The sequence below is a fragment of the Amycolatopsis thermalba genome, assembly GCF_023376025.1.
In the GTDB taxonomy this organism is placed as follows: Bacteria; Actinomycetota; Actinomycetes; order Mycobacteriales; family Pseudonocardiaceae; genus Amycolatopsis_E; species Amycolatopsis_E thermalba.
The window spans coordinates 5,240,559-5,267,065 of record NZ_CP091196.1 but is presented as its reverse complement, the minus strand read 5'-3'; the positions used below and the strand labels follow the sequence as shown (position 1 = coordinate 5,267,065).

The 26,507-nt window shown below is 72.2% G+C and carries 23 protein-coding genes; 7 read left to right on the top strand and 16 right to left on the bottom strand.

Annotation, left to right across the window (positions count from 1 at the left end; translation table 11 throughout):
* The first annotated feature begins 93 nt into the window (after window positions 1-93).
* Both L1857_RS25580 and L1857_RS25575 read left to right on the top strand, forming a co-directional pair.
* Complete coding sequence (locus tag L1857_RS25580; protein WP_116110328.1) at window positions 94-1,104, top strand: saccharopine dehydrogenase family protein; 1,011 nt, start codon at window positions 94-96, stop codon at window positions 1,102-1,104.
* A gap of 18 nt (window positions 1,105-1,122) precedes the next feature.
* Complete coding sequence (locus L1857_RS25575) at window positions 1,123-1,302, top strand: hypothetical protein (RefSeq protein ID WP_205413209.1); 180 nt, start codon at window positions 1,123-1,125, stop codon at window positions 1,300-1,302.
* 34 nt (window positions 1,303-1,336) lie between these two features.
* On the opposite strand, the gene betA is transcribed toward L1857_RS25575, so the two are convergent.
* From betA to L1857_RS25560, 3 genes are read right to left on the bottom strand one after another with little or no spacing between them, the layout of a single operon-like run.
* Entirely contained in the window at window positions 1,337-2,995 is a 1,659-nt protein-coding gene (betA, locus tag L1857_RS25570; protein ID WP_094008206.1) for a choline dehydrogenase, read from the bottom strand.
* 11 nt (window positions 2,996-3,006) lie between these two features.
* Complete coding sequence (locus L1857_RS25565; RefSeq protein WP_094008205.1) at window positions 3,007-4,527, bottom strand: APC family permease; 1,521 nt, start codon at window positions 4,525-4,527, stop codon at window positions 3,007-3,009.
* A 44-nt stretch (window positions 4,528-4,571) separates the two neighbouring features.
* Window positions 4,572-6,041, bottom strand: coding sequence for an aldehyde dehydrogenase family protein (locus L1857_RS25560; protein ID WP_094008204.1), 1,470 nt, complete (start codon window positions 6,039-6,041; stop codon window positions 4,572-4,574).
* 167 nt (window positions 6,042-6,208) lie between these two features.
* Between L1857_RS25560 and L1857_RS25555 the strand changes: the two genes are divergently transcribed.
* On the top strand, window positions 6,209-6,766 hold the full coding sequence (locus L1857_RS25555) for a TetR/AcrR family transcriptional regulator (RefSeq protein ID WP_429727787.1): 558 nt from the start codon (window positions 6,209-6,211) through the stop codon (window positions 6,764-6,766).
* Between the two features lie 37 nt (window positions 6,767-6,803).
* Here L1857_RS25555 and L1857_RS25550 read toward each other — a convergent pair whose 3' ends face one another.
* Together L1857_RS25550 and L1857_RS25545 are read right to left on the bottom strand one after the other, a co-directional pair.
* Window positions 6,804-7,973, bottom strand: a complete 1,170-nt coding sequence (locus L1857_RS25550) for an NAD(P)/FAD-dependent oxidoreductase (protein WP_249466488.1) — start codon at window positions 7,971-7,973, stop codon at window positions 6,804-6,806.
* Complete coding sequence (locus L1857_RS25545) at window positions 7,973-8,293, bottom strand: bifunctional 3-phenylpropionate/cinnamic acid dioxygenase ferredoxin subunit (protein ID WP_094008201.1); 321 nt, start codon at window positions 8,291-8,293, stop codon at window positions 7,973-7,975. Before L1857_RS25545 ends, L1857_RS25550 begins: the two co-directional genes overlap by 1 nt.
* A gap of 120 nt (window positions 8,294-8,413) precedes the next feature.
* Between L1857_RS25545 and L1857_RS25540 the strand changes: the two genes are divergently transcribed.
* Window positions 8,414-9,202, top strand: coding sequence for an IclR family transcriptional regulator (locus L1857_RS25540; RefSeq protein WP_094008200.1), 789 nt, complete (start codon window positions 8,414-8,416; stop codon window positions 9,200-9,202).
* A 104-nt stretch (window positions 9,203-9,306) separates the two neighbouring features.
* Here L1857_RS25540 and purU read toward each other — a convergent pair whose 3' ends face one another.
* Together purU and L1857_RS25530 are read right to left on the bottom strand one after the other, a co-directional pair.
* Window positions 9,307-10,155, bottom strand: coding sequence for a formyltetrahydrofolate deformylase (purU, locus tag L1857_RS25535; RefSeq protein ID WP_094008199.1), 849 nt, complete (start codon window positions 10,153-10,155; stop codon window positions 9,307-9,309).
* Between the two features lie 10 nt (window positions 10,156-10,165).
* Window positions 10,166-11,539 (bottom strand): L-serine ammonia-lyase, encoded by a 1,374-nt coding sequence (locus tag L1857_RS25530; RefSeq protein WP_249466486.1) that lies wholly within the window; start codon window positions 11,537-11,539, stop codon window positions 10,166-10,168.
* 61 nt (window positions 11,540-11,600) lie between these two features.
* Here L1857_RS25530 and L1857_RS25525 point away from each other — a divergent pair, with 61 nt between their 5' ends.
* Window positions 11,601-12,275 (top strand): GntR family transcriptional regulator, encoded by a 675-nt coding sequence (locus L1857_RS25525; protein ID WP_094008197.1) that lies wholly within the window; start codon window positions 11,601-11,603, stop codon window positions 12,273-12,275.
* A 5-nt stretch (window positions 12,276-12,280) separates the two neighbouring features.
* Here the strand turns inward: L1857_RS25525 and folP are convergent, their stop codons facing one another.
* From folP to glyA, 9 genes are read right to left on the bottom strand one after another with little or no spacing between them, the layout of a single operon-like run.
* A complete protein-coding gene (folP, locus tag L1857_RS25520) occupies window positions 12,281-13,126 on the bottom strand; it encodes a dihydropteroate synthase (protein ID WP_116110332.1) in 846 nt (281 codons plus the stop codon).
* A gap of 7 nt (window positions 13,127-13,133) precedes the next feature.
* A complete protein-coding gene (locus L1857_RS25515) occupies window positions 13,134-13,973 on the bottom strand; it encodes a bifunctional 5,10-methylenetetrahydrofolate dehydrogenase/5,10-methenyltetrahydrofolate cyclohydrolase (RefSeq protein WP_094008195.1) in 840 nt (279 codons plus the stop codon).
* Entirely contained in the window at window positions 13,970-14,590 is a 621-nt protein-coding gene (locus L1857_RS25510) for a cyclodeaminase/cyclohydrolase family protein (RefSeq protein WP_116110334.1), read from the bottom strand. Before L1857_RS25510 ends, L1857_RS25515 begins: the two co-directional genes overlap by 4 nt.
* An 11-nt stretch (window positions 14,591-14,601) precedes the next feature.
* Entirely contained in the window at window positions 14,602-17,067 is a 2,466-nt protein-coding gene (locus tag L1857_RS25505) for a GcvT family protein (protein ID WP_116110335.1), read from the bottom strand.
* Between the two features lie 20 nt (window positions 17,068-17,087).
* The gene (locus L1857_RS25500; protein WP_094008192.1) at window positions 17,088-17,675 is read right to left on the bottom strand and encodes a sarcosine oxidase subunit gamma; all 588 of its coding nucleotides are present in this window, start codon (window positions 17,673-17,675) and stop codon (window positions 17,088-17,090) included.
* Window positions 17,668-20,448, bottom strand: coding sequence for a 2Fe-2S iron-sulfur cluster-binding protein (locus tag L1857_RS25495; RefSeq protein WP_249466484.1), 2,781 nt, complete (start codon window positions 20,446-20,448; stop codon window positions 17,668-17,670). The genes L1857_RS25500 and L1857_RS25495 overlap by 8 nt, the downstream gene beginning before the upstream one ends.
* Window positions 20,445-20,726: a sarcosine oxidase subunit delta gene (locus tag L1857_RS25490; protein WP_116110337.1), complete on the bottom strand. Its 282-nt coding sequence runs from the start codon at window positions 20,724-20,726 to the stop codon at window positions 20,445-20,447. The genes L1857_RS25495 and L1857_RS25490 overlap by 4 nt, the downstream gene beginning before the upstream one ends.
* Window positions 20,727-20,735: 9 nt before the next feature.
* Entirely contained in the window at window positions 20,736-21,971 is a 1,236-nt protein-coding gene (locus L1857_RS25485; RefSeq protein ID WP_116110338.1) for a sarcosine oxidase subunit beta family protein, read from the bottom strand.
* The gene (gene glyA / locus L1857_RS25480) at window positions 21,968-23,269 is read right to left on the bottom strand and encodes a serine hydroxymethyltransferase (protein WP_094008188.1); all 1,302 of its coding nucleotides are present in this window, start codon (window positions 23,267-23,269) and stop codon (window positions 21,968-21,970) included. The genes L1857_RS25485 and glyA overlap by 4 nt, the downstream gene beginning before the upstream one ends.
* A 307-nt stretch (window positions 23,270-23,576) precedes the next feature.
* Between glyA and L1857_RS25475 the strand changes: the two genes are divergently transcribed.
* A complete protein-coding gene (locus L1857_RS25475) occupies window positions 23,577-24,734 on the top strand; it encodes an aromatic ring-hydroxylating oxygenase subunit alpha (RefSeq protein WP_116110339.1) in 1,158 nt (385 codons plus the stop codon).
* Window positions 24,735-24,855: 121 nt separating this feature from the next.
* The gene (locus L1857_RS25470) at window positions 24,856-26,505 is read left to right on the top strand and encodes a BCCT family transporter (RefSeq protein WP_094008186.1); all 1,650 of its coding nucleotides are present in this window, start codon (window positions 24,856-24,858) and stop codon (window positions 26,503-26,505) included.
* Window positions 26,506-26,507: the final 2 nt, after the last annotated feature.

Below are 26,507 nucleotides of genomic sequence, written 5' to 3'. Positions count from 1 at the left end.
AGTGTATGGGTCGTGTCGTTCCGGACACTGGGCAGTCGCCGGACGGTCGGACAGGATTTCCGCAACGGATCACTTCGAGCGGGTGGAGCGGGCATGGGACGAGTTGCGGTGTACGGCGCGTACGGGCACACCGGGCGGTTCGTGGTCGCGGAGCTGCGTGAGCGCGGGTACGTCCCGCTGCTGCTGGGCCGCGACCGGGAGAAGCTGCTGGCGATGGCGGAACCGGGGCTGGAGGCGCGGCCGGCATCGGTGGACGACCCGGTGGCGCTCGACCGCGCCCTGGCCGGTGCGGCGGCGGTGATCAACTGCGCCGGCCCGTTCGCGACGACCGCCGCCCCGCTGATCGAGGCGGCGTTGCGCGCGGGCATCCCGTACGTGGACGTGGCGGCCGAGATCGAGGCGAACGCGGACACGTTCGCGCAGTTCGCCGAGCGTGCCGGGGACACCGTGGTGGTCCCGGCGATGGCGTTCTTCGGCGGTCTCGGCGACCTGCTGGTCACCGCCGCGATGGGGGACTGGACGGCGGCCGACGAGGTGCGCATCGCCTACGGCCTGAGCAGCTGGCACCCGACCGCCGGAACGCTCGCCGCGGGCGCGGTGTCGCGCGAGCGGCGGGCCGACCGCCGGGTCCGCTACAGCGGCGGACGGCTGCGGTACCACGACGACGCCCTGCCGACGCTGGCGTGGGAGTTCCCGGCGCCACTCGGGCGGCAGGACGTCATCGCGGAGTTCAGCATGGCCGACATCGTCACGGTGCCGAGCCACCTGGCGGTCCCGGAGGTGCGCACGTACATGACGACGACGGCGGCCGCGGACCTGGCCGCGCCCGACGCGGCGGCACCGGCCCCCGTCGACGAGCGAGGCCGGTCCGCGCAGACGTTCGTCGTCGACGTGGTCGTCCGCTCCGGTGACGCGGAACGCCGGATCTCCGCCGCGGGGCGGGACATCTATGCGATCAGTGCGCCGCTGGCGGTGGAGGCGGTGGAGCGGGTCCTGACCGGGCGGACGCGGGCCGTGGGGGTGGTGTCGGCGGGTGCGGCGTTCGACGCGCCGGAGTTTCTGCGTGCGCTGGCGCCGCACCTGTCGGTGCAGGCGGGCGCCTGAGCGGGCGAGGACCGTCGCGTGCCCGCCGCGGGGCGGGACATCTATGCGATCAGTGCGCCGCTGGCGGTGGAGGCGGTGGAGCGGGTCCTGACCGGGCGGACGCGGGCCGTGGGGGTGGTGTCGGCGGGTGCGGCGTTCGACGCGCCGGAGTTTCTGCGTGCGCTGGCGCCGCACCTGTCGGTGCAGGCGGGCGCCTGAGCGGTCCTCGCCCCGCTCAGGCGCCCCGCGTCCCTCAGCCGGCGTTGTGCCGGTAGAACGGCTCCTTGATCGGCGCCAGCGGGGTGTTGCCGAGGATCAGGTCCGCCGCCTTCTCCGCGGTCATGATCACCGGCGCGTAGATGTTGCCGTTGGTGATGTAGGGCATCACCGACGCGTCCACGACCCGCAGGCCCTCGACGCCGTGCACCCGCATCGAACCGGGGTCCACGACGGACATCTCGTCCACACCCATCTTCGCCGTGCAGGACGGGTGCAGCGCCGTCTCCGCGTCCTTGGCCACCCAGTCCAGGATCTGCTCGTCGGTCTCCACGGCCGGGCCGGGGGAGATCTCGCCGCCGTTGAAGCGGTCCAGCGCGGGCTGGTTGAGGATCTTCCGGGCCACCCGCACGGCCTCCACCCACTCCCGCCGGTCGTTCTCGGTGGACAGGTAGTTGAACCGCAGCGCCGGGTGCCGCCGCGGGTCGGTCGAGGTGATCTTCACGCTGCCGCGCGTGTCGGCGTACATCGGTCCCACGTGGACCTGGTAGCCGTGCCCGCCCGCCGGCACCGACCCGTCGTAGCGGATCGCGATCGGCAGGAAGTGGAACATCAGGTTCGGATAGGCCACGGTGTCGTTGCTGCGCACGAACCCGCCGCCCTCGAAGTGGTTCGTGGCGCCCGGACCGGACCGCAGGAACAGCCACTGCGCCCCGATCAGCGGACGCCGCCACGTCGCCAGGTGCGGCTGCATCGACACCGGCTCCTTGCACGCGTACTGGATGTACACCTCGAGGTGGTCCTGCAGGTTCTCCCCGACACCGGGCAGATCGCGCACCACGTCGATGCCGAGCCGGCCCAGCTCGGCCGCGTTGCCCACGCCGGACAGCTGCAGCAGCTGCGGCGTGTTGATCGCCCCGCCGCACAGCACGACCTCCTTGCCGTACACCTCACGCGGCGCGCCCCGCCCGGTCGAGTACTCGACCCCGACGGCGCGGGTGCCGCGGAACAGGATCTGCGACACGAACGCGCGGGTCTGCACGGTCAGGTTCTTCCGGTGCCGCACCGGGTGCAGGTAGGCGCGCGCGGCCGACAGCCGGCGGCCGCGGCGCACGTTCCGGTCGAACGGCCCGAACCCCTCCTGCCGGTAGCCGTTCACGTCGTCCGTGCGCGGGTACCCGGCCTGCTCGGCGGCGTCGAAGAACGCCTGGAACAACGGGTTCGACGCCGGGCCGCGCTCCAGCTCCAGCGGGCCGTCGTGCCCGCGCCACGGCCCGTCCGGCGGATCGGCCAGGCAGTTCTCCATGCGCTGGAAGTAGGGCAGGCAGTGCGCGTAGTCCCACTCGGCCATGCCGGGATCGGCCGCCCAGCGCTCGTAGTCCATCGGGTTGCCCCGCTGGAAGATCATGCCGTTGATGCTGCTCGACCCGCCGAGGATCTTGCCGCGCGCGTGGTAGATGCGCCGCCGGTTCATGAACGGCTCCGGCTCGCTGCGGTAGCCCCAGTCGTAGAAGCGGCTGCCGATCGGGAAGGTCAGCGCGGCGGGCATGTGCACGAACACGTCCCACTTCGCGTCCGACCGGCCCGCCTCCAGCACCAGCACCTTCACCTTCGGATCGGCCGACAGCCGGTTGGCCAGCACGCACCCGGCCGAGCCGCCGCCGACGATGATGAAGTCGTAGTTCTCCGTGCTCACGTTCGTCCTCCTCAGGAAAGCTCGTCGACGAGCCGGTTGTCGCGGTCGGCCTGGTGTTCGGGGAGCGTGCCCAGGCGGTGGCGGCCCCGCAGCCGGAACCACGCCAGGCCGATCGCGGCGACGAGCCCGATGAACATCAGGGCCATCCAGCGGAGCGGGCCGCTGCCGTAGATCTGCTCGCGCGGCCACGCGAGGTTCACGGCCATCCCGGCGCCCCACAGCACCGCCACGATGTTGATCGGCAGGCCCAGCCGCCCGAGCGAGAAGTGACCGCCGGCGTCGCGGCCCGGCCACCCGCCGCGCAGCCGCTTGACCAGCATCGGCACGGTGACCAGGAGGTAGGCGAAGTAGATCATGACCACGGCGACGCTGGTGACCGCGGTGAAGATCTCCGGGGTGCCGATGTTGACCACCAGGATCAGCACCGCGACGGCTCCGATCAGGATCGCCGGGATCACCGGCGTGCCGGTCTTGGCGTTGATCCGCGCCAGCCGCACCCCGAACGGCAGGGCGTTGTCCCGGGCCATCGCGAACATCAGCCGGATCCCTGCCGTGTGCACGGCCAGCGCGCACACCGTGATGGCGACGACGATGCAGCCCAGGAACACCTTGCCCAGCGGCCCGCCGAGCACCTGCAGCACGATCAGCTGCAGCCCGCCCGCCGACGTGCCCAGCCGCGGGTCGGACAGATCCGGCGCGGCCATGATGGCGAACAGCAGGATCAGCCCGCCGATCACGAACGACGCGATGACCGCCCGCAGGATCGCGGCGGGCGCGGTGCGCCGCGGGTTGACCGTCTCCTCGCCCAGCGAGCTCGCCGTGTCGAAGCCGTACATGACGTAGGCGGAGGCGATCGCGGCGACCAGGAACACGCCGGCGTAGCCACCGGTGTGCCCCTCGCCGAGCCCGTGCGTGTCGACGAAGACACCCGGCCCGCGCACCACGTTCACCGCGAGGATCACGACCAGCAGGACCGCCGCGATCAGCTCGATGAACACGCCGATGCTGTTGATGCGCGCCATCAGCTTGACGCCGAAGGCGTTGACCAGGGTGGTGAACAGGATCAGCACGGCGCCCCAGATGACCGCGGAGATCGCGAAGTCGTGGGCGCCGCTGCCGTCGCCCACCAGCTGGAAGCCGGGCCACAGCTGCGGCAGCGTCACCTGGTAGGCCAGCACCACGCTCGCCAGGGTGACCACGGAGGCGGTGAACATCATCCACCCGGCGAGCCACGACGTGGTGCGCCCGGCGAGTCTCTTGGACCAGTTGTAGACCGAACCGGCGACGGGGTAGCGGGCGGCGAGCTCGGCGAAGCACAGGGCCACCGCGATCTGCCCGACGAAGACCATCGGCCAGGACCACCAGTAGGCCGGCCCGCCGGTGCCGAACCCGAAGTAGAACAGCTGGAACGTGCCGGTGAGGATGGAGATGTAGCTGACGCCGGCGGCGAAACTGGCGAACTTGCCGATGCTGCGGTCGAGTGACTGCCGATACCCGAACTCGGACAGTCCGTGGTCGTTGCTGGTGCTCACGCGCGCCTCCTCTTCAGTACTGCGGCGTGGAGAGGGAATCCCGGTCAGCCCTTGAACCAGTGCTGCGGCCGGGGATCGATGTTGTGGTAGATGTGCTTGGTCTCGCGGTACTCGTGCAGGCCGGACGGGCCGAGTTCCCGGCCGATGCCGGACTTGCCGAAGCCGCCCCACTCCGCCTGCGGCAGGTACGGGTGGTAGTCGTTGATCCAGACCGTGCCGTGGCGCAGCGCCCCGGCCACGCGCTGGGCGCGCCCGGCGTCGGACGTCCACACCGCGCCGGCCAGGCCGTAGTCGGTGTCGTTGGCCAGCTCGACGGCCTCCTCCTCGGTCGCGAACCTCTCGACGGTCACGACCGGGCCGAAGACTTCCTCGCGCACCACGGCCATGTCCCGGGTGCAGTCGCTGAACACGGTCGGGCGGAGGAAGAAACCGTTGCGCAGCGCGGGATCCTCCGGCCGCGTGCCGCCCGCGCGCAGGGTGGCCCCGGCGGCGAGCGCCCCGGCGATGTAGCCCTCCACCTTCGCGCGGTGCTGCGCGGAGATGAGCGGACCGGTCTCGGTGGCGGGGTCGAGCCCGTTGCCCAGCCGGATGCGGTCGGCGCGCGCGGCCAGCTCGTCGACGAACCGGTCGTGGATCCCGTTCTGCACGATCAGCCGGGCCCCCGCCGAGCAGACCTGTCCGGAGTGGACGAACGCGGCGTTGAGGGCCTGGTCCACGGCGGTGTCGAAGTCGGCGTCGTCGAAGACCACGTTGGGGTTCTTGCCGCCCAGCTCCAGCGCCACCCGGCGGACCCCGCGCGCCGCGGCGGCCATGATCTTCTCGCCGGTCGCGAGCCCGCCGGTGAACGACACCAGGTCGACCCCGGGGTGCTCGACCATCGCGGCGCCGACCGCGCCCGGCCCGAGCAGCAGGTTCACCACGCCCGGCGGCACACCGGCCTCCTCGGCGAGCGCGACGAGCCGGATGGTGGTCAGCGGGGTCAGCTCGCTCGGCTTGAGCACCATCGTGTTGCCCGCCGCCAGTGCCGGGGCGATCTTCCAGGAGATCTGCAGCAGCGGGTAGTTCCACGGGGCGATCAGCGCGCACACCCCCACCGGCTCGTGCACGATCCGGCTGATCGCGCCCGGGTCGCCGGTGTCCACCACGCGGCCGGCCTCCTGGGCGATCGCCGCGGCGTAGTAGCGGAACACCGCGACCACGTCGTCGACGTCGACGCGGCCCTCGGCGAGGGTCTTGCCGGTGTCCAGGCTTTCCGTGCGGGCGAGCTCCTCGCGGTCGCGGACCAGCAGGTCCGCGATGCGGCGGAGCAGCTCGGCGCGCTCGCCCGCGGTGGTGCGGCGCCACGGTGAGCCGGGGCGGAACGCCCGGCGCGCGGCGGTGACGGCCAGGTCGACGTCGGCGGGCCCGGCGAGGGCGACCGACTGGATGACGGAGGCGTCGTAGGGGTTGAGGACGTCGGTGCGGGACCCGTCGCGCCCCTCGGTCCAGTTTCCGTCGATGTACAGGTCCTTCATGAGCCCTTTCCGATGTGGTAGCGGGCAAGCCGGCGCTGGTGATGTGATGCGCGGCACTTTCAGTGCGTACATTTGTACATGAGAGTGCGTACGGATGTCCATACTCGTCGGCTACGATCGTGTTAACCGGGAGTCTTCGCGGGTGGGGGTGTGCGGTGGTGTCACAGGTGGCCGGTTCGCGCCGGCAGCGTCCCAACGATCCCGAGCGTCGCGCGAAGATCGCGCGGGCGGCCATCGACGTGGTCGCCGAGCGGGGGATCGACGGGCTGACCCACCGGGCGGTCGCCGCGGCCGCGGGGGTGCCGCTGGGGTCGACGACGTACCACTTCCGCACCCTGGACGACCTGCTGGAGGTGGCGCTGAAGCAGGCGGCCGAGGACAACGTCCGGCGCCTGCGGGAGTGGGAGCGGACCGTGCCGGCGGATGCGGACTTCGCGGCCGCGCTGGCGGAGCTGGTGATGCGGTACGTGCGTGACGAGGGGCCGCACACGGTGGTCGAGTACGACCTGTACGTGGCGGCGATGCACCGGCCCCGGCTGCGGCCGCTGAGCGCGGCGTGGGACGACGCGCTGATCGAGCTGTTCGGCTCGCGGACGGACGCGCTGACCGGACGCGTGCTGGCGGGGTTGTTCTGCGGGCTGCTGATGCAGCTGGCCATCACCGACGACGCACCGTCCTCTTCGGACGTCGAAGCGATCTTCCGCCGGGCGGTCCACGGGCCGTGAGTCCTGGCCGCCGCGGGGGCGGCCAGGACCGGTGCGGCTACGGCTGGGCCACCGGTTCCGGCGCGGTGCTCAGCTCGCGGCGCCGGCGGCCGAAGACCTTCGGCTGGTTCATCGCGAACACGGCCACCGCGCGATCGCCGCGGCGGTACACCGCGGTGAACCGCCGGGCGGCCGGGTCGCCGTCGACGATCTCCATCCGGTCGCCCTCCCGGCGGTGCCCCGCGAACTGCAGGCGCGTGCCGTACTGGTCGGACCAGAAGTAGGGCGCGCGGGTGCTCGGCACGGACTCGTGGCCGAGCAGCGTCGCCGCGGCGGTGGCCGGTTGCTCGAGCGCGTTCGTCCAGTGTTCGAGCCGGATCTCCGCCCCGGCGAACGGGTTGTGCGCCACCGCGCAGTCACCGGCCGCCACCACCGACGGGATGCCGGTCGCGCACCGGGCGTCGGTGCGCACGCCCCGGGTCGCGTCCAGCCCGGAACCGGCCAGCCACTCGGTGTTGGGCACCGCGCCGACGCCCACCACGACGACGTCCGCAGGCAGCTCGCGGCCGTCGGTCAGGTGGACCGAACTCACCCGGCCGGCCCCGGCCAGCGCCGCGACACCGACGCCGGTGATCAGCTCGACGCCGTGGTCGCCGTGCAGTGCCGCGCAGACCGAGCCCAGTTCGACGCCGAGCGGGCCCGCGAGCGGCACCGCCTGCTGCTCGACCACGGTGACCGCCAGCCCGAGCCCGCGGGCGGTGGAGGCGACCTCGGCCCCGATGAACCCGGCGCCGATCACGACCAGCCGCGCGCCCGGAACCAGGGCGGCGCGCAACGCGACCGCGTCGTCCAGGGTGCGCAACGTGTGCACGCCCGCCGGCGCCGGGCCGGGCAGGCGGCGGGCCCGCGCGCCGGTCGCCAGCACCGCGCCGTCGCAGACGATCCGCTCGCCCGAATCGAGCTCGACGGTGCGCAGCGCCGGGATGAGGGCGACCGCGCGCCGTCCCAGGCGCCAGTCCGCGTCCAGGTCCTCGTCGTCGCTCTCCAGCGCCAGGTCGGCCGCCGACATCGCGCCGGCGAGGAACTCCTTCGACAGCGGCGGCCGGTCGTAGGGCCGGTGCGGCTCGTCGCCGACGACGACCAGGCGCCCGTCGAAGCCGCGTTCGCGCAGGGCCCGCGCCGTGGACAGGCCGGCCAGCGACGCGCCCGCGATGGCGATCGTGCGCATCAGACCCCCATCCGCTCGGGCGCCTTGACGTTGACGTAGACCTGCCCGTCGACCACGACGACCTCGTGCGTGCGCACCGGCTTCTTCGCCGGCGGCCCGCTCGGGATGCCCGTGCGCAGGTCGAAACAGGAGGCGTGCAGGGGGCACTCCACCGCGCAGCCCTCCAGCCAGCCGTCGGCCAGCGAGGCGTCCTGGTGGGTGCAGGTGTCGTCGATCGCGTACAGCGTGCCGTCGACGTTGAACACCGCGATCGGCACCTCGCCGTCGATGCGGACGGCTTCGCCGACGGGGAGGTCCTGGAGAGCGCAGACGGGAATCATGAGGCGGCTCCGTTGTGTAATGCACAACTACACGTGCTATCCGCAACAGAGTGCGGCAGCGAACCGGGAGCGGTCAAGGCCTGGAAGTGGGAAATTGTGTCATGTGAGTAGAGTTGCGGTATGCGGAACAACGAGCGCTCGACGAACGGGTCCGCGAGCCAGGTCCAGTCGGTGGACCGGGCGATCGCCATCCTGGACATCCTGGCCAGACGCGGGGAGGCGGGGGTCACCGAGATCGCGCAGGAACTGGATGTGCACAAGTCGACCGCGTTCCGCCTCGTCGGCGCGCTCGAGGCGTGGCAGCTGGTGGAACAGGTCAGCGAGCGCGGCAAGTACCGCCTCGGGTTCGGCATCGTCCGCCTGGCCGGCGCCACCACGGCACGGCTGGACCTGTCCCGGGAGAGCCGGGCGGTGTGCGAGCGGCTCGCCGCGGAACTCGACGAGACCGTGAACGTCGCCGTGGTGGACCAGGGCCAGGCGACCAACATCATGCAGGTCTACGGCTCGGCGGCGGTGACCGCGCGGAACTGGATCGGCCAGCGCACGCCGCTGCACGCCACCTCCAGCGGCAAGGTCCTGCTGGCCTGGGCCGCCGACGACGTCCGGGAGGCCGCCCTGGCCGAGCTGACCCCGTTCACCCCGAACACGCGCACCGACCGGGCCAAGCTCACCGAGGAGCTGGCGCAGGTCCGCGAGCGCGGCTGGGCGTGCACGGTGGAGGAGCTGGAGGTCGGCCTCAACGCGGTGGCCGCCCCGATCCGCGCCGCGAACGGGGACGTGATCGCGGCGCTGTCGGTCTCCGGCCCGGCGTACCGGATGGAACCGTCGTCCTATGCGGACGTCGCGGAGAAGATCGTCGCGGGCGCGGAGGAGATCAGCTTCCGCGTCGGCTACCTCGGCCCCCGCTGACGTCGGGACACGCGCCGCGGGTCAGGGGAACACCACCGTGCTGTTGCCGTTGAGCAGTACGGGTCGTCCACAGTGCACGGAGCGGCCGGTCCGCGGGCCCCGGCTCAGGGGAACACCACCGTGCTGTTGCCGTTCAGCAGTACGCGCCGTTCGCAGTGCCAGCGGACTGCCCGGGACAGCGCCAGCGCCTCCGCGTCGCGGCCCACCGTTTGCAGCGCGCGCGGGTCGTAGGTGTGGTCGATGCGGATGACCTCCTGCTCGATGATCGGGCCCTCGTCCAGGTCGGGCGTCACGTAGTGCGCGGTCGCCCCGACCAGCTTCACGCCCCGGTCGTAGGCCTGGTGGTAGGGCTTGGCGCCCTTGAACCCGGGCAGGAACGAGTGGTGGATGTTGATCGCGCGGCCGTGCAGCGCCTTGCACAGCTGGTCGGACAGCACCTGCATGTACCGGGCCAGCACCACCAGCTCCGCCTCGTACTCCTCCACCACCTCCAGCAGCCGCGCCTCGGCCTGGGGCTTGGTTTCCGGGGTCACCGGGATGTGCAGGAACGGCAATCCGGCCGCCTCCGCCATCGGCCGCAGATCGTCGTGATTGGACACCACCGCGACGATGTCCGCGCCCAGGCTGCCCGCGCGCCAGCGGAAGATGAGGTCGTTGAGGCAGTGCCCCTGCTTGGACACCATGACCAGGATGCGCGCGTTGCGGTCCGGGTGGAACGCGTACGACATGGCGAAGTCCGCGGCGACCGGCTCGAACCCGCGGGACAGCTCGCCGAGGTCCACCTCGTGGTCGGTGGTCACCTTGGTGCGCAGGAACAACCGCTTGCGCACCGGGTCGTCGAACTGCTGGTACTCCTCGATGTTGCCGCCGTGCTCGACGAGGTAGGCGCTGACGGCGTGGACGATCCCGGTCCGGTTCGGGCAGTCCAGGGTGAGCGTGAACGAACGGGTCATCGTTGTCTCCTCAGCATTCCACGATGTTGAGAGCCAGCCCGCCGCGGGCGGTCTCCTTGTACTTGTCCTTCATGTCGGCGCCGGTCTCGCGCATCGTCTTGATGGCCTTGTCCAGCGACACGTGGTGGCGGCCGTCGCCGCGCACCGCCATCCGCGCGGCGGTGATCGCCTTCACCGAGGCGATGGCGTTGCGCTCGATGCACGGGATCTGCACGAGCCCGCCGACCGGATCGCAGGTGAGGCCGAGGTTGTGCTCGATGCCGATTTCGGCCGCGTTCTCCACCTGTTCCGGGGTGGCACCGATGATCTCCGCCAGCCCGGCCGCGGCCATCGAGCACGCCGAGCCGACCTCGCCCTGGCACCCGACCTCGGCGCCGGAGATCGAGGCGTTCTCCTTGAACAGCGACCCGATCGCCCCGGCGGTGAGCAGGAACCGCACGGCCGCGTCGTCGTCGAAGCCGGACAGGAACTTCTCCGCGTAGTGCAGCACCGCGGGCACGATCCCGGCCGCGCCGTTGGTCGGCGCGGTGACCACCCGCCCGCCCGCGGCGTTCTCCTCGTTGACGGCCAGCGCGAACAGGGTGACCCACTCCATGGCGTGCAGCGCGTCCGGCTCACCGGAGTCGCGTTCCAGCCGCTCCCGCAGGTCGTTGGCGCGCCGGCGCACCTTCAGCCCGCCGGGCAGCACGCCGCCGGTGTGCGTGCCGCGGTGCACGCATTCGCGCATCACCGACCAGATCCGCAGCAGCCCGGCCCGGATTTCCGCCTCACCGCGCCAGGACAGCTCGTTGGCCAGCATGAGATCGCTGATGCGCAGGCCCGTTTCGCGGGTGAGGGCGAGCAGCCCGTCGGCGGTGGTGAACGGGTAGCGCACCGGGGTGGGATCCGGCACCAGCGCCCGGCGGCCGGTCTCGTCCTCGTCGAGCACGAACCCGCCGCCGACGGAGTAGTACTCGCGGGCGTCGAGGATCTCGCCGTCCTCGCCGAAGGCGGTGAACACCATGCCGTTGCTGTGGAAGTCCAGCCGCTTCCGGCGGTGCAGCACGATGTCCTCGTCGACGGCGAACGCGATCCGGTGCTTGCCGAGCAGGGCGATCGCGCCGTCCGCCCGCGCCGCGGTCACCGCGGGCTCGGCGGCGACGGGGTCGACCAGGTGCGGCTGCTCCCCGGACAGGCCCAGCACGACCGCCTTGACGCTGCCGTGCCCGTGCCCGGTAGCGCCCAGCGAGCCGAACAGCTCGCAGCGCAGCCGCGCCGTGCGCGCCAGGAGGCCGGTGTCGGCCAGGCGGGAGGCGAACAGGTACGCGGCCCGCATCGGGCCCACCGTGTGCGAACTGGACGGACCGATGCCGACCTTGAAGAGGTCGAAGACGGAGACCGTCATGGTCCCTCCTGATGTAGGGTTGATATACCAGAGTGACGAGTCGTGGTTTTCAGGCGTTAGGATGGGGTTCGTGACCGCTCAACCGCAGGAACTCGAGGGCCCGCCGGTCTCGCTGGCCGAGCGCGCCTACACGGCGATCCAGGACCGGCTGATCATGCTGGACATCCCGCCGATGGCGCCGATCGACGACACCGCGCTGTCCGCGTCGCTCGGACTCGGCCGCACGCCGGTGCGGGAGGCGCTCAAACGGCTGGAGGTGGACCGGCTGGTGATCTCCTACCCGCGGCGCGGCACGTTCGCCACCGGGGTCGACATCACCGACCTGGCCTACATCTCGGAGATCCGCGTCCAGCTCGAACCGCTCGCCGCCCGGCGTGCCGCCGAGACCGCCGCGGCGGCGGTGAAGTCCGGGCTGGCCGAGCTCGCCGACGAGGTCGCGGACCTGGACGTGCGGGCGCTCGACCGCACCGGGCTGATGCGCTGCGACCTGCGGGTGCACCGCGCGATCTACCGCGCCGCGGGCAACCCGCACCTGGAGGACACGCTGGTCCGCTACGACAACCTGGCGACCCGCATCTTCTGCCTGTTCCTCGACCGGATGCCGCACTTCGACCGGCACGTGGGCGAGCACGCGGCGCTGCTGCGGGCGATCGCCGACGGCGACGGCGACACCGCCGCCGACCTGGCCCTCACCCACGTGACCGGCTTCGAGAAGGCGATCCGCGCGATCATCTGACCGGTTCATCGCAGCGCCGCCAGGATGGCGAGGCCGTCGCGCGTGGCGGCGACGTCGTGCACCCGCACGATCTTCGCGCCGCGCTCGGCGGCCAGCACGGCGGCGGTCACCGACGCCACCGTGCGCTGCCCGACCGGACGGCCGGTGAGCCGGCCGAGCATCGCCTTGCGGGACAGGCCGGCCATGACCGGTACCCCGAGCGCGCGGAACTCCGGCAGCGCGCCGAGCAGGGCGAGGTTGTGCTCCAGCGTCTTGCCGAACCCGAACCCCGGGTCGGCGATCAGGTGCCCGGCCGGGATGCCGGCCGCCAGGCAGGCCTCGATACGGGCCCGCAGGAAGTCCCGTACCTCGGCGACCACGTCGGTGTAGCGCGGGTCGCGCTGCATCAGGTGCGGTGGCCGGAGCATGTGGGTCAGGCACACCGGCACCCCGAGCTCAGCCGCGGCCGGCAGAGCCCCGGGGTGGCGCAGCGCCCGCACGTCGTTGATCATCGCGGCCCCGGCGTCCACCGCGGCCCGCATGACCTCGGGCCGGGACGTGTCGACCGAGATCGGCACGTCCACCACGCGGGCCAGCCGGGCGATCACCGGCACGACCCGGTCCAGTTCCTCCTCCAGCGCGGGCGGATGGGCGCCGGGCCGGGTGGACTCGCCGCCCACGTCCAGCAGGTCGGCGCCCTCGGCCACGAGCCGTTCGCCGTGCGCGACCGCGGCCCCGGAGTCGTGGAAGGCGCCGCCGTCGGAGAACGAATCGGGCGTCACGTTCACGATGCCGCACACCAGCGTGCGCGGCCGCGCCAGCAGCTCCGGCACCGGTGTGCGGACGGCGGCGGAGTTCCCGGTCCTGGTCATGACTGTCCTAACGGGACGCGGCGGTGATGGTGTGCCGCAACAGCAGCGCGGTGGTGACCGGGCCGACCCCGCCCGGCACCGGCGTCAGCGCGGCGACCCGGCCGGACAGCGATCCAGCGTCGGCGTCACCGGCGAGACCACCGTCCGGAGTCGGGTTGGTGCCCACGTCGACGACCACCGCGTGCGGGGCGGCGTGCTCGGCGGTGATCAGCCCGGCCCGGCCCACGGCCACCACGAGGACGTCCGCCTCGCGCGTGCAGGCGGCGAGGTCCGCGGTGTGGCGGTGGCAGATCGTCACGGTCGCGTCCCGGGCCAGCAGGAGCTGCGCCGCGGGCTTGCCGACCACGGTGGAGCGCCCGACCACCACGGCGCGGCGCCCGGCCAGGGGCACCTCGTAGTGGTCGAGCAGCGCCAGCACCGCCGCGGCCGTGGCCGGCGGGTGCGCGGGCAGGCCCGCCGTGAGACGGCCCAGCGACACCGGGTTCGCCCCGTCCACGTCCTTGGCCGGGTCGATGGCGGTGGCCAGCTCCTCCAGCCGGGCGCCGCCGGGCAGCGGCGTCTGCAGGATGATCCCGTGCACCGCCGGATCGGCGCTCAGCCGCTCCAGCTCGGCGGTGATCCCGGCGGGGGTGGCGCCCGCGCCGAGGTCCACCACATCGCACTGCACACCGCTGCGGGCCGCGGTCTTCGCGATCGAGCGCACGTACCAGGCGCTGGACTCGTCGTCGGTGGCGACCACCACGGCCAGGCGGGGGTGGACGCCCCGCTCGGACAGGGCCGCGGCGTCGGCCGAGACGCCGGCGCGGATCAGCCGGCCCAGCTCGGTTCCACTGAGGACGGCCGTCATCGCGTGATCTGCTTCCGCACGGCGGCGGTCACGTCGTCCGCGCGCGCCATCGCCTGGTCCACCGTGGCGATCGCCGCGCCCAGCTCGTCACGCGCCGGGCCCTCGGCGATGCCGGCCAGGTTGATCTCGACGTTCACCCGCGCCGTGGACAGCGCCGCCTTCGCCGCGTCGGCCGCGGCGGCGACGTCGCTGATCACGTTGCGGTTGCCGATCGGCTGGAGGCGTTCGGTGAGGTTGACGATCTGCTTGGCGACCGCGATGACCCGCGCCGGGACCCGCCCGGCCTCCACCAGGGCCGCGCCGATCGCCCGCGACCGGGCCAGCTTCTCGCCCTCGGTGGTTTTCGGCAGCGCGTAGGCGCGGGTGACGGCCTGGAAGGCGGCGGCGTCCTTCTCCGCCAGTGCCAGGGCGAGGGTGCGCAGATCGTCGGCGTTGTCCCGGATCTGCGTGATCGCCTCGGCGTCCTGCCGGTACTTCTCGCCGTCGCTGTAGCGGGCCACCATCGCGACCAGCGCGGCGCCCTGGGCGGCGTGCAGCGCGGCGGTGGCGCCCCCGCCCGGGGCGGGCACCCGGGCGGCGAGCGCGTCGAGGAAGGCTTCGAGGGTGAGGGTGCGCATGGGGTCCTTCCTCAGCGCCGGATGCGCAGCATCTCGGGGTCGACGAGTGGTTCGGCGGCCACGGTGGCGCGCACCCGGCGGCCGAAGTAGCCGATCTCGACCGGCGTGCCGGGGGTGGCGGTGGCGGGCAGCCACGCGTAGGCGATCGGCACACCGAGGGTGTGGGCGAACGCCGCGGAGGTGACGTACCCGGCGGGCTCGCCGTCGACGAACACCGGCTCGGAACCGAGCACCACGCTGCGGCCGTCGTCGACGGTCAGGCACGACAGCCGGCGCGTCACGGTCTCGTCGGTGACCCCGGCGATCGCGTCCCGGCCGACGAAGTCGCCCTTCTGCTTGCGCACCGCGAACCCGAGCCCGGCTTCGTACGGGTTGTGCTCGGTGGTCATGTCCGCGCCCCACGACCGGTAGCCCTTCTCCAGCCGCAGGCTGTTGAACGCGGCGCGGCCCGCGGCGACCACCCCGAGCGGGCGGCCGGCCTCGAACAGCACGTCCCACAGCCGCTGCCCGTACTCGGCGCTGGTGTAGATCTCCCAGCCGAGTTCGCCCACATAGGACAGTCGCATCGCGGTGACCGGGATCCCGGCGATGTGCGCGGGCGTGCAGCGGAAGTACTTCAGCGCCTCGTGCGAGAAGTCGTCCCGGCTCAGTGGCTGCACGAGGTCGCGCGCCAGCGGTCCCCACACGCCGATGCAGCAGGTGCCGCCGGTGATGTCGCGGACCTGCACGTCACCACCGGCCTCGGACCGGAAGTAGGCCAGGTCCAGGTTGCCGTTGGCGCCGACCTGGAAGCGGTCCTCGCCCAGCCGCGCCACCGTGAGGTCGCTGCGGATGCCGCCGGCGTCGTCCAGGGCGAGTGTGTAGGTCACCGAGCCGACCGACTTGTCCATCTTGCCGGTGGTGAGCCGGTCCAGGAACGCCAGCGCCCCCGGGCCGGACACCTCCAGGCGCTTGAGCGGCGTCATGTCGTAGAGGGCGACCGCGGTGCGGGTCTTCCACGCCTCGGCCGCGGCGATCGGGGAGTGGAACATCGCCGACCACGCGTCCCGCGACGGCGGCTGCCACTCCGGCGGCAGGTCCTTGACCAGGTGCGCGTTGGCCTCGTACCAGTGCGGGCGTTCCCAGCCGTGCGCCTCCAGGAAGAACGCGCCCAGCTCCTTCTGCCGCGCGTGGAACGGGCTGACCCGCAGGTCGCGCGGCGACAGCTTCGGCTGCAGCGGGTGCAGCACGTCGTAGATCTCCACGAAGTTGCGCTGCGCGGTCTCGTCCACGTAGGCGTCGGTGGTCTCGATCTCGTCGAACCGGTGCACGTCGCAGCCGTGCAGGGAGATCTCGCTGCGGCCGTCGACCAGCAGCTGCGCGACCGAGCGCGCCACGCCGGAGGAGTGCGTCACCCACACCGCCTCGGCGATCCAGAACCCGGCGACGTCGGGCGACTCGCCGATCAGCGGGCCGCCGTCCGGGGTGAAGGAGAAGATCCCGTTGAACCCGGTCTCGATCTTGGCCGACCGCAGCGACGGCAGCAGCTGACGGCTGTGCTCCCAGGAGGGCGCGAAGTCCTCCTCGGTGAACGGCAGCATGGACGGCATCGCCGCCTCGGTCAGGTCGTCGTCGGAGACCTCGGGCAGGTCGGACAGGCGCACCGGCATCGGGCGGTGCGCGTAGGAGCCGATGCCCAGGCAGTCCACGTGCTCCCGGTAGTACAGGTCGCGGTCCTGGTGGCGCAGGATCGGCAGCCCGGCCTCGGTCAGCTCGTCGTTGCGGCCCACCAGGTCCGCCACCTGGCCGGTGCGCACGTACTGGTGCGCCAGTGGCAGCAGCGGCACCCGCATGCCGACCATCTCGCCGATCGCCTGGCCCCAGAACCCGGCGCAGGACACCACGATGTCGGCCGGGAAGTCACCGGCGGTGGTCCGCACCCCGGTGACGCGGCCGCCGCTGTGCGCGATGCCGGTGACCCGGACGCTGCCGTGGAATTCGGCGCCGCGGGATTCCGCCCGCCGGCGCAGGGCCACCACGGCGCGGGCGGCCTTCGCGAGCCCGTCGGTCGGGGTGTGGAACCCGCCGAGGATCTGCTCGGGGTCGAGCAGCGGGTGCAGCCGCACGCACTCCTCGGGGCCGACGACCTCACCGGGCACGCCCCACGACGTGGCCCAGCCCTGCTTGCGGTGCAGGTCGGCCAGGCGTTCCGGGGTGGTGGCGACCTCCAGGCCGCCGACCTGGTTGAAGCACCAGGCGCCGTCCACGGCGAGGCTCTTCAGCTTGTTCACCGTGTAGGTGGCGAACTCGGTCATCGTCTTCGACGGGTTCGTCTGGTACACCAGGCCGGGCGCGTGCGAGGTCGAGCCGCCGGTGAGCGGGAGCGGACCCTGGTCCAGGACCGTGATCCGGGTCCACCCGCGTTCGGTCAGCTCGTCGGCCAGGTTCGCGCCGACGATGCCGGCGCCGATGATGACAACCCGGGGTGTGGTGCTCATCGTGGTCTCCTGTCTGTGGTCTACGAGGTGGTCCCGGCGGGCTGGAACTCCAGCGCCGCGTCGAGGAGCCAGTCGGCGAGGTATCCGGCGAACGAGGGCCGCACGAACACCCGGAAGTCGTCGCCGGTGCCCAGCGCGAGCAGCAGCACCGGGGCCTGGCCGAGCGTGGTCTGCGCGGCCCGCCCGGACGGGAACGCCAGCGGGTGCAGGTCCAGCGAGCAGCCGGTGGCCAGGACATCCCGCGCGTGCCGTCCGCTGATCCGGATTCCGGTGCGCTGCGCGGACACGTCGACGGCGGCCCCGCCGCGCGGCCGGACCGCGGCGCCCAGCCGCGCCTCCAGCTCGTGCCCGTCCGCGGCGGTGCTGGTGACGAGCCACTCGTCCGGGCCGAGCCAGACGATCTGCCCGTCGGCGGCGTAGACCCAGGTGTTCGGCTCGGTGGGCAGCGGGGTGCCGAGCACGTCGGCCGGTGGCGTCACCCGCAGATCGACCGCGGCCACCGGCGGCTCGGCCTCCAGGTTCAGGCCGGTCGCGTTGCGCGAGGCGGCCGCCAGCGCGGGAATCCACTGCTGCAGCGGATGCGTGGGGTAGAGACGGGGCTCAGCCATCGCGGCGTGCTCCTTCCGGGTCGACCAGCACGATCCCGCCGATCTCGGCCGGCACCAGGGTGCCGTCGACCGGGACGTGCACGGTTTCGCCGATGCGGGCCTGCCCGCCCTTGACCAGGGCCAGCGCGAACGGGCGGCCCAGCTCGGCGCTGTGGTAGCTGGAGGTGACGTGGCCGAGCATCGGCACCGGCGGCGGGGGCAGGGTGCCGTCCGGGCGGAACTCCACGACCTGCGAGCCCTCCGGCAGCTTGGTGCGGGCGTCGGCGGGCAGCAGCGACACGAGCTGCTTGCGCAGCGGGTTGGTGTTCTCCGCCCGGGTGAACGACCGCTTGCCGACGAAGTCCCGCTTCTTCTTCGACACCGCCCAGCCCAGGCCGAGGTCGTGCGGGCTGACCGTGCCGTCGGTGTCCTGCCCGACGATCGGGTAGCCCTTCTCCGCCCGCAGCACGTGCATGGTCTCGGTGCCGTACGGGGTGATGTGCCAGCGCGCGCCGGCCGAGAGCAGGCGCAGCCACATCGCCCTGGCGTACCAGGAGTTCACGTTGACCTCGAAGGCCAGCTCACCGGAGAACGAGATGCGCGCGATGCGCACCGGCACGCCGTCGAGTTCGGTGTCCTGCCAGGACATGAACGGGAACGCGTCGTTGGACACGTCCAGGTGCGGGAAGGTCGCGGCGATCACGTCCCGCGAGCGCGGCCCGACCACCGGGAACACCGACCACTGCTCGGTCACCGAGGTCAGGTGCACGCGCAGGTCCGGCCACTCGGTCTGCAGCCACTCCTCCATCCAGTCCAGCACGCGGGCCGCGCCGCCGGTGGTGGTGACGACCAGGAACCGGTCCTCGGCCAGCCGCAGCACCGTGCCGTCGTCGAACACCATGCCGTCGTTGCCGCACATGACGCCGTAGCGCACGCGCCCGACCTTGAGGGTGCTCATCATGTTGGTGTAGAGCCGGTCGAGCAGCACGGCGGCGTCCGGGCCCTGCACGTCGATCTTGCCCAGCGTGGAGCCGTCCAGGATGCCGACCCCGCCGCGGACCGCGGCGCACTCGCGCAGCACGGCGGTGTCCATGTTCTCGTGTGGCGCCGGGTAGTAGCGGGCCCGTTTCCACTGCCCGACGTCCTCGAACACCGCCCCGGCGGCGACGTGCCAGCTGTGCAGCGAGGTGATCCGCTCGGGGTCGAACAGCTTGCCGCGCTCGCGCCCGGCCAGCGCGGCGAACGCCACCGGGGTGTAGGGCGGGCGGAACGTCGTGGTGCCGGTGTCCTCGACCGGTTTCCCGAGCAGCTCGGCGACGATGCCGGAGGCGATCACCCCGGACGTCTTGCCCTGGTCGTGGGCGGTGCCGATGGTGGTGTAGCGCTTGACGTGCTCGACCGACCACAGCCCGGCGCCCACCGCCCGCTCGATGTCGGCGACCGTGGCGTCGCGCTGGATGTCCACGAACTGGCGGGCCGGGTCGCCTTCGGTGCGCCACAGCACCAGCGGCGGCGTGGCTTCCGGCTCCGCGGGGGTGGCGGGCGCGTCGTCCCCGGCACCGTCGCGCAGGCACCCGGCGAGGTCGAACGTGCCGTTGGCGGCGCCGATCACCGACACCCCGGGAACCGGCTCGGCCGGGCGGAAGGCGCCCAGCGCCGGGTCGTAGCGCAGCGCGCCGCGGACGTGGCTGAACAGGTGCGCGGCCGGGTTCCAGCCGCCGGAGGTCAGCAGCAGGTCGCACGGCAGCGACTCGGGCTTGCCCGCGGTGACCGTGTCCACGCCGGTGATCCGGCCGTCGCCGGTGGCGCCCACGACGGCGCTGGCCGGACGGACGGCGATCGACCGCTCCCGGCACAGCGCGGCCCAGTACTCCGGCGCGCTCGGGCGGGCGTCCAGGACGACGACCCGCGCCCCGGCGTGCTCCAGGTCGAGCGCGGCCGCGTAGGCGGAGTCGCCGGTGGTGAACACGACGACCTCGCGTCCGGCGAGCACCCCGTAGCGGTGCAGGTAGTCGCGCGCCGCGGAGGCGAGCATGATGCCCGGCCGGTCGTTGTCGGCGAACACCACCGGCCGTTCGTGCGCGCCGGTGGCGACGACGATGTGCCGGGCGCGGATCCGGTGCACGCGCTGACGCGAGACATTGCGCGGCGCGGCGGTGCCGAGGTGGTCGGTGCGCCGTTCCAGCGCCAGCACGAACCCGTCGTCGTAGTGCCCGAACGCCGTGGTGCGCTGCAGGTGCAGCACCTCCGGCGTGGCGGCCAGCTCGGCCACGACGTCGGCGACGAACTCCCGCGAGGGCCGCCCGTCGATCACCTCGGTGCCGGTCAGGGACCCGCCCGCGTCGGCCCGGTCGTCGACGAGCACGACCCGTTCCCCGCGCCGCGCGGCGGCGCGTGCGGCCAGCAATCCGGCCGGGCCCGCGCCCACGACGAGCGTGTCGCAGTGCGTGTGCTTGCGGTCGTAGCGGGCGGTGTCGGCCACCTCGGCGAGCCGGCCCTGCCCGGCGAGCCCGCGCGCGACGAGCCCGTCGGTCAGCTCCACGGTCGTGGCGAGCAGCATCGGCTCCGGGAACGGCTCCTCGATCTGCACCAGCCCGGTCGGGTCCTCGACCCACGCCGCGCCGATCCCGCGCGGGCGGCCGAACTTCACGCTCGTGCCGACCGCGTGCACGCCGTGCGCGAGCAGCGCCGACGCCAGCGTGTCGCCCGGGTGCCCGGTGTAGGTGACGCCGTCGAAGGTGAACCCGACGGTGCGGGTGCGGTCGATCCGGCCGTAGCCCTTGATGCGGCTCATGACGCCACCTCCGGTGCGGACTGGCCCATCGGGTACACGGCCAGGAACTGATAGGTCCGGGTGTCGCGGACCGCGTTGAACCAGCGACGGCAGCCGGTGGCGTGGCTCCAGCGCTCGGCGAACGGGCCCTTGGGGTTGTCCCGGAAGAAGACGAAGTGCGCCCACTCCTCGTCGGACAACGCGGCGGGGTCGTCCGGGTAGGCGACGTGGGCCTGGCCGCCGTAGTGGAACTCCACTTCCTCGCGCGGCCCGCACCACGGGCAGGTGATGAGTTGCATGCGTGGCTCCTAGTGGGCGACGGCGGCGGCGCCGTGCTCGTCGACGAGCGCGCCGGTGACGAAGCGGTCCAGGCCGAACGGCGCCACGTACGGGTGCGGTTCGCCGTTGGCGATCGTGTCGGCCAGGCACCAGCCGAGCCCCGGGGTGGCCTTGAAGCCGCCGGTGCCCCAGCCGCAGTTGAGGTAGACGTTGTCGTAGGGCGTGCGGCCGATGATCGGCGAGGCGTCCGGGGTGACGTCGACGATCCCGGCCCAGCTGCGCAGCAGGTGCGCACGGGCGAACACGGGGAACAGCTCCACCGCGGCGGCCATCTGCCGCTCGATGATGTGGAACGCGCCGCGCTGGCCGTACCCGTTGTAGGAGTCGACACCGGCGCCCATCACCAGCTCGCCCTTGTGCGCCTGGGACACGTAGACGTGCACGGCGTTGGACATCACGATCGTCGGGTGCACCGGCTCCAGCAGCTCCGACACCAGCGCCTGCAGCGGGTGCGACTGGAGCGGCGCGCGCACGCCCAGCTCGTCCAGCAGCACCGAGGTGTGCCCGGCCGCGCACAGGGCGACGGTGCCGCAGGCGATGTCGCCGCGGCTGGTCCGCACACCGGTGACCCGGTCACCGTCCACGGTGAACCCGGTGACCTCGCAGTCCTGGATCAGGTCGATCCCGGCTTCGTCGGCCCGCCGGGCGAACCCCCAGGCGACGTAGTCGTGCTTGGCGATGCCCGCGCGCGGCTGGTAGGTCGCGCCCAGCACCGGGTACCGGATGTCGCCGGAGACGTTGACGATCGGGCAGACCTTGGCGACCTCGTCGGGGGAGAGCCATTCGGCGTCGATGCCGTTGAGCTTGTTGGCCTCCACCCGCCGCACGCTGTCGCGGACGTCCTGTTCGGTGTGCGCGAGGTTGAGCACGCCGCGCTGGGAGAACAGGATCGGGTAGCCCAGGTCGTCTTCGAGGCCCTCCCACAGCTTCAGGGCGTGCTCGTAGATCGCCGCCGATTCGTCCCACAGGTAGTTGGAGCGGATCAGCGTGGTGTTGCGGGCCATGTTCCCGCCGGCCAGCCAGCCGCGCTCCAGGACCGCGACGTTGGTGATGCCGTGGTTGCGCGCGAGGTAGTGCGCGGTGGCCAGGCCGTGCCCGCCGCCGCCCACGATCACGACGTCGTAGCTGCGCTTCGGTTCCGGGTTGCGCCACAGGAAGTCCGGGTGGTCGGGCAGGTGCGCGCCCGGCGGCTGGGTGGGGGTCATGCCGTCAGCTCCGGGTAGAGGGGGTGGCGGGCGGTGAGGTCGGCGACGCGGGCGGAGAGCTTGTCCAGGTCGGCGGCGGAGGCGTCCGGCCGCAGGGCCAGCGCGGCGATGTCGGCGACCTCGGCGAAGTCGTCGTCGCCGAACCCGCGGGCGGCCAGCGCGGGCGTGCCGAACCGCAGGCCGGAACTGATCATCGGCGGACGCGGGTCGAACGGGACCGCGTTGCGGTTGACCGTGATGCCGACCTCGTGCAGCCGGTCCTCGGCCTGCTTGCCGTCCAGTTCGGACTCCCGCAGGTCGGCCAGCACCAGGTGCACGTCGGTGCCGCCGGTCAGCACCCCGATCGTGTCCTCGCGCAGCAAGCGCTCGGCGAGGATCTTCGCGCCGCGCAGGGTGCGTTCCTGGCGCTCCCGGAACTCCGGCTCGGCGGCCAGTTTGAACGCCACCGCCTTCCCGGCGATCACGTGCTCCAGCGGCCCGCCCTGCTGGCCGGGGAACACGCTGCTGTTGAGCTTCTTCGCCAGTGCCCGCTCGGCCAGGATCACGCCGCCGCGCGGGCCGCCGAGGGTCTTGTGCGTGGTCGAGGTGACGACGTGCGCGTGCGGCACGGGGGAGGGGTGCAGGCCCGCCGCGACCAGGCCGGCGAAGTGCGCCATGTCGACCATCAGGTACGCGCCGACCTCGTCGGCGATCCGGCGGAACGCGGCGAAGTCCAGGTGCCGCGGGTAGGCCGACCAGCCGGCCACGATCAGCTTCGGCCTGCGCTCCCGGGCCAGCCGCTCGACCTCGTCCAGGTCGACGCGGTGGTCCCCGGCGCGCACGTGGTAGGCGGCCACGTCGTAGAGGCGGCCGGAGAAGTTGAGCTTCATCCCGTGCGTCAGATGCCCGCCGTGCGCGAGGTCCAGGCCGAGGATCGTGTCCCCGGGTTCCAGCAGCGCGGCCATCGCGGCGGCGTTGGCCTGCGCGCCGGAGTGCGGCTGCACGTTGGCGTACTCGGCGCCGAAGAGCGCCTTGAGCCGGTCGATCGCCAGCGTCTCGATCTCGTCGACGTGCTCGCAGCCGCCGTAGTAGCGGCGGCCGGCGTAGCCCTCGGCGTACTTGTTGGTCAGCACCGACCCCTGCGCCTGCATCACCGCCAGCGGCGCGAAGTTCTCGCTCGCGATCATCTCCAGGGTGTCCCGCTGCCGGGCGAGCTCGCGCCCGATCGCCGCGTGCACCTCCGGGTCGGTCTCCGGCAGGGAACGCCCGAGCACGCGCTGGGGGCTGAGTGCGCCAGCGCGGCCGATGGCCACCGACATGCTGCCTCCCTGTCTCATACCTCTGTTCGCCGACTGATATATCAACTGGCGGCCACGCTACGGCCGGTGTCCGGCGGGGTCAAGAGCCGATTCCGGGGAACCCGTTGTTACTCGTGAGTTCCTTGTCCGGCAGGCATTTCCCGGTTCGTGTTTCGGGTTCGCAAACTCCTCGCCATCGCCGGTTCAGGTCTTGACAGAACCGGCGGGCAAGCCGCACTGTGGTCCGCATCGCAGTTGCATATCGCGCAGGTGTTGCGCAAGAAGCAACAACTAGTCCCCGGTCACTCACACCACCACGGAGCGTTCGTTGACCGAGAACACCACCACCGCGCCGGCCACCGACCAGCCCGGGCTCCCGTCGAGCCTGATCCCCACGCTCGCCGGGATCACCTACACCGACGAGACGATCTTCGCGCTGGAGCAGGAGAAGATCTTCGAGCAGATGTGGTTCTGCGCTGTCCGCAGCGCCGACCTGCCGAAACCCGGCGACTTCCGCACCGTCCAGGTCGGCCGCGAGAGCGTGCTGGTGACCCGGTCGCGGGACGGCGCCCTGCGGGCCTTCCTCAACATCTGCCGCCACCGCGGCGCGCGCCTGTGCGTGGAGGAGTCCGGCACGGTCAAGCGGAACTTCCAGTGCCCCTACCACGCGTGGACCTACGGCCTGGACGGCAAGCTCGTCGCGGCGCCGAACCTGACCTCGATGCCGGACATCGACCGCACCGAGTACGGCCTCAAGCCGGTGCACCTGCGGGAGTGGCTCGGCTACGCGTGGCTGTGCCTGGCGCCGGAGCCACCCTCGTTCGAGGAGACGGTGCAGGCGGACGTGGCCGGCCGGCTCGGGCAGCTCGACGCGATCGGCAACTACGGCATCGAGGACCTGGCCCTGGGGCGGCGCATCACCTACGACGTCAAGGCCAACTGGAAGCTCATCATCGAGAACTTCATGGAGTGCTACCACTGCGCGACGATCCACCCCGAGCTGACCGAGGTGCTGCCGGAGTTCGCCGACGGGTACGCCGCGCAGTACTACGTCGGCCACGGCGCCGAGTTCGGCGAGGAGGTCAGCGGGTTCACCGTGGACGGCAGCGCCGGGTTCGACCGGCTCGGCGGGGTGGACGAGCACCAGGACCGCCGGTACTACGCGATCACGATCCGGCCGCAGGTGTTCGTCAACCTCGTGCCCGACCACGTGATCATCCACCGGATGTTCCCGATGGCCGCCGACCGCACGATCGTGGAATGCGACTGGCTCTACGCCCGGGAAGTGGTGGAATCCGGCCGCGACGTGTCACACTCGGTCGAGCTGTTCCACCGCGTGAACCAGCAGGACTTCGACGCCTGCGAGCGTTGCCAGCCGGCGATGTCCTCGCGGGCCTACGCCCAGGGCGGGGTCCTGGTGCCGTCCGAACACCACATCGGCGAATTCCACCAGTGGGTCGAGCGGACACTGGCCGGCGGGCGGTGACGCGGTGACCATCTCGCAGAGCGCAGGGGGGCAACCGGACAACCAACTCGAGCAAGAGGCGGTGAGCGTCGTGCCCGGTGAGCAAGCAGCGACCCGGCCGGAACCCAGGGCTCGCGGCGGGATGGATCGCGTGGTGTTCGTCGTCGCGGCGGTGGTCGCGGCGGGATTCCTGGCCTGGGGGGTGTTCGCCACCGACAGCCTCTCCAGCGTCTCGGCCGGCGTGCTGGACTGGCTGATCCGCAACACCGGCTGGGCGTTCCTGCTCGCCGCGACCGGGTTCGTCCTGTTCGCGATCTGGCTGGCGTTCAGCCGGTACGGCAAGATCCCGCTCGGCCACGACGGCGAGCGGCCGGAGTTCCGCACGATCTCGTGGATCGCGATGATGTTCAGCGCCGGCATGGGCATCGGGCTGATGTTCTACGGGGTCGCCGAACCGCTGTCGCACTTCGTGGAACCGCCGCCGGGCACGGTCGAGGGCAGCACCGACGCCGCCGTGGAGACCGCGATGGCCACCTCGCTGTTCCACTGGGCCATCCACCCGTGGTCGATGTACGCGGTCGTCGGGCTGGCCATCGCCTACGGCACCTTCCGGCGCGGCCGCAAGCAGCTGATCAGTTCGGCGTTCGCGCCGTTGTTCGGGGAGCGGGTGAGCGAGGGCCCGCTGGGCAGGCTCATCGACATCCTGGCGATCTTCGCGACGCTGTTCGGGTCGGCCGCGTCGCTCGGGCTGGGCGCGCTGCAGATCGGCAGCGGGCTGGTGCAGCGCGGCTGGCTGTCGGACAACCCGGGCACCGGCCTGCTCATCGGCGTGATCGCGGTGCTGACGGTGGCGTTCGTGGCCTCCGCCGTGTCCGGGGTCGCGAAGGGCATCCAGTGGCTGTCCAACATCAACATGGTGCTGGCGGCCGTGCTCGCCGTGTTCGTCTTCGTGGTCGGGCCGACGATCTTCATCCTCAACCTGGTGCCCTCGACGATCGGCGACTACTTCCGCGAGATGGGCGAGATGATCTCGCGGTCGGGCGCGTCCGGCGGCGAGAACATGGAGAGCTGGCTGTCCTCGTGGACGATCTTCTACTGGGCGTGGTGGATCTCGTGGACGCCGTTCGTGGGCATGTTCATCGCGCGGATCAGCCGCGGCCGCACGATCAAGCAGTTCGTGGTCGGCGTGATCCTCGTTCCGTCCGTGGTGAGCCTGGCGTGGTTCAGCATCATGGGCGGTACCGCGATCACGCTGCAGCGCGGCGGCACCGATCTGGCGAGCGCGGGCAGCGCGCAGTCGCAGATGTTCGGGGTGCTGGACCAGTTGCCGCTGGCCGCCGTGGCGAGTGTCGTGGTGATGGTGCTGGTGGCGATCTTCTTCGTGTCCGGCGCGGACGCCGCGTCGCTGGTGATGGGATCGCTGTCGCAACGCGGCGCGATCGAACCGAAGCGCTGGCTGGTGGTGTTCTGGGGCGTGGCGACCGGCGGCGTGGCGGCGGTGATGCTGCTGGTCGGCGGCGGCGGTGACGAGGCGCTGACCGGGCTGCAGAACCTGACGATCATCGCGGCGGCGCCGTTCGCGCTGGTGATGGTGGTGCTGTGCGTGGCGCTCGCGAAGGACCTGCGCAGCGACCCGATGATCCGGCGGGAGGAGAAGAGCGCGGAGATCGTGGAGCAGGCCGTGCTGACCGGCAACCGCCACTACGACGGCGACTTCTGCCTGCAGGTCGCCCCGGCGAACGAGGCGGGCCCGGCCGGGAACGGCCGCGCACCGGTGGAGAAGGTGGACTGAGG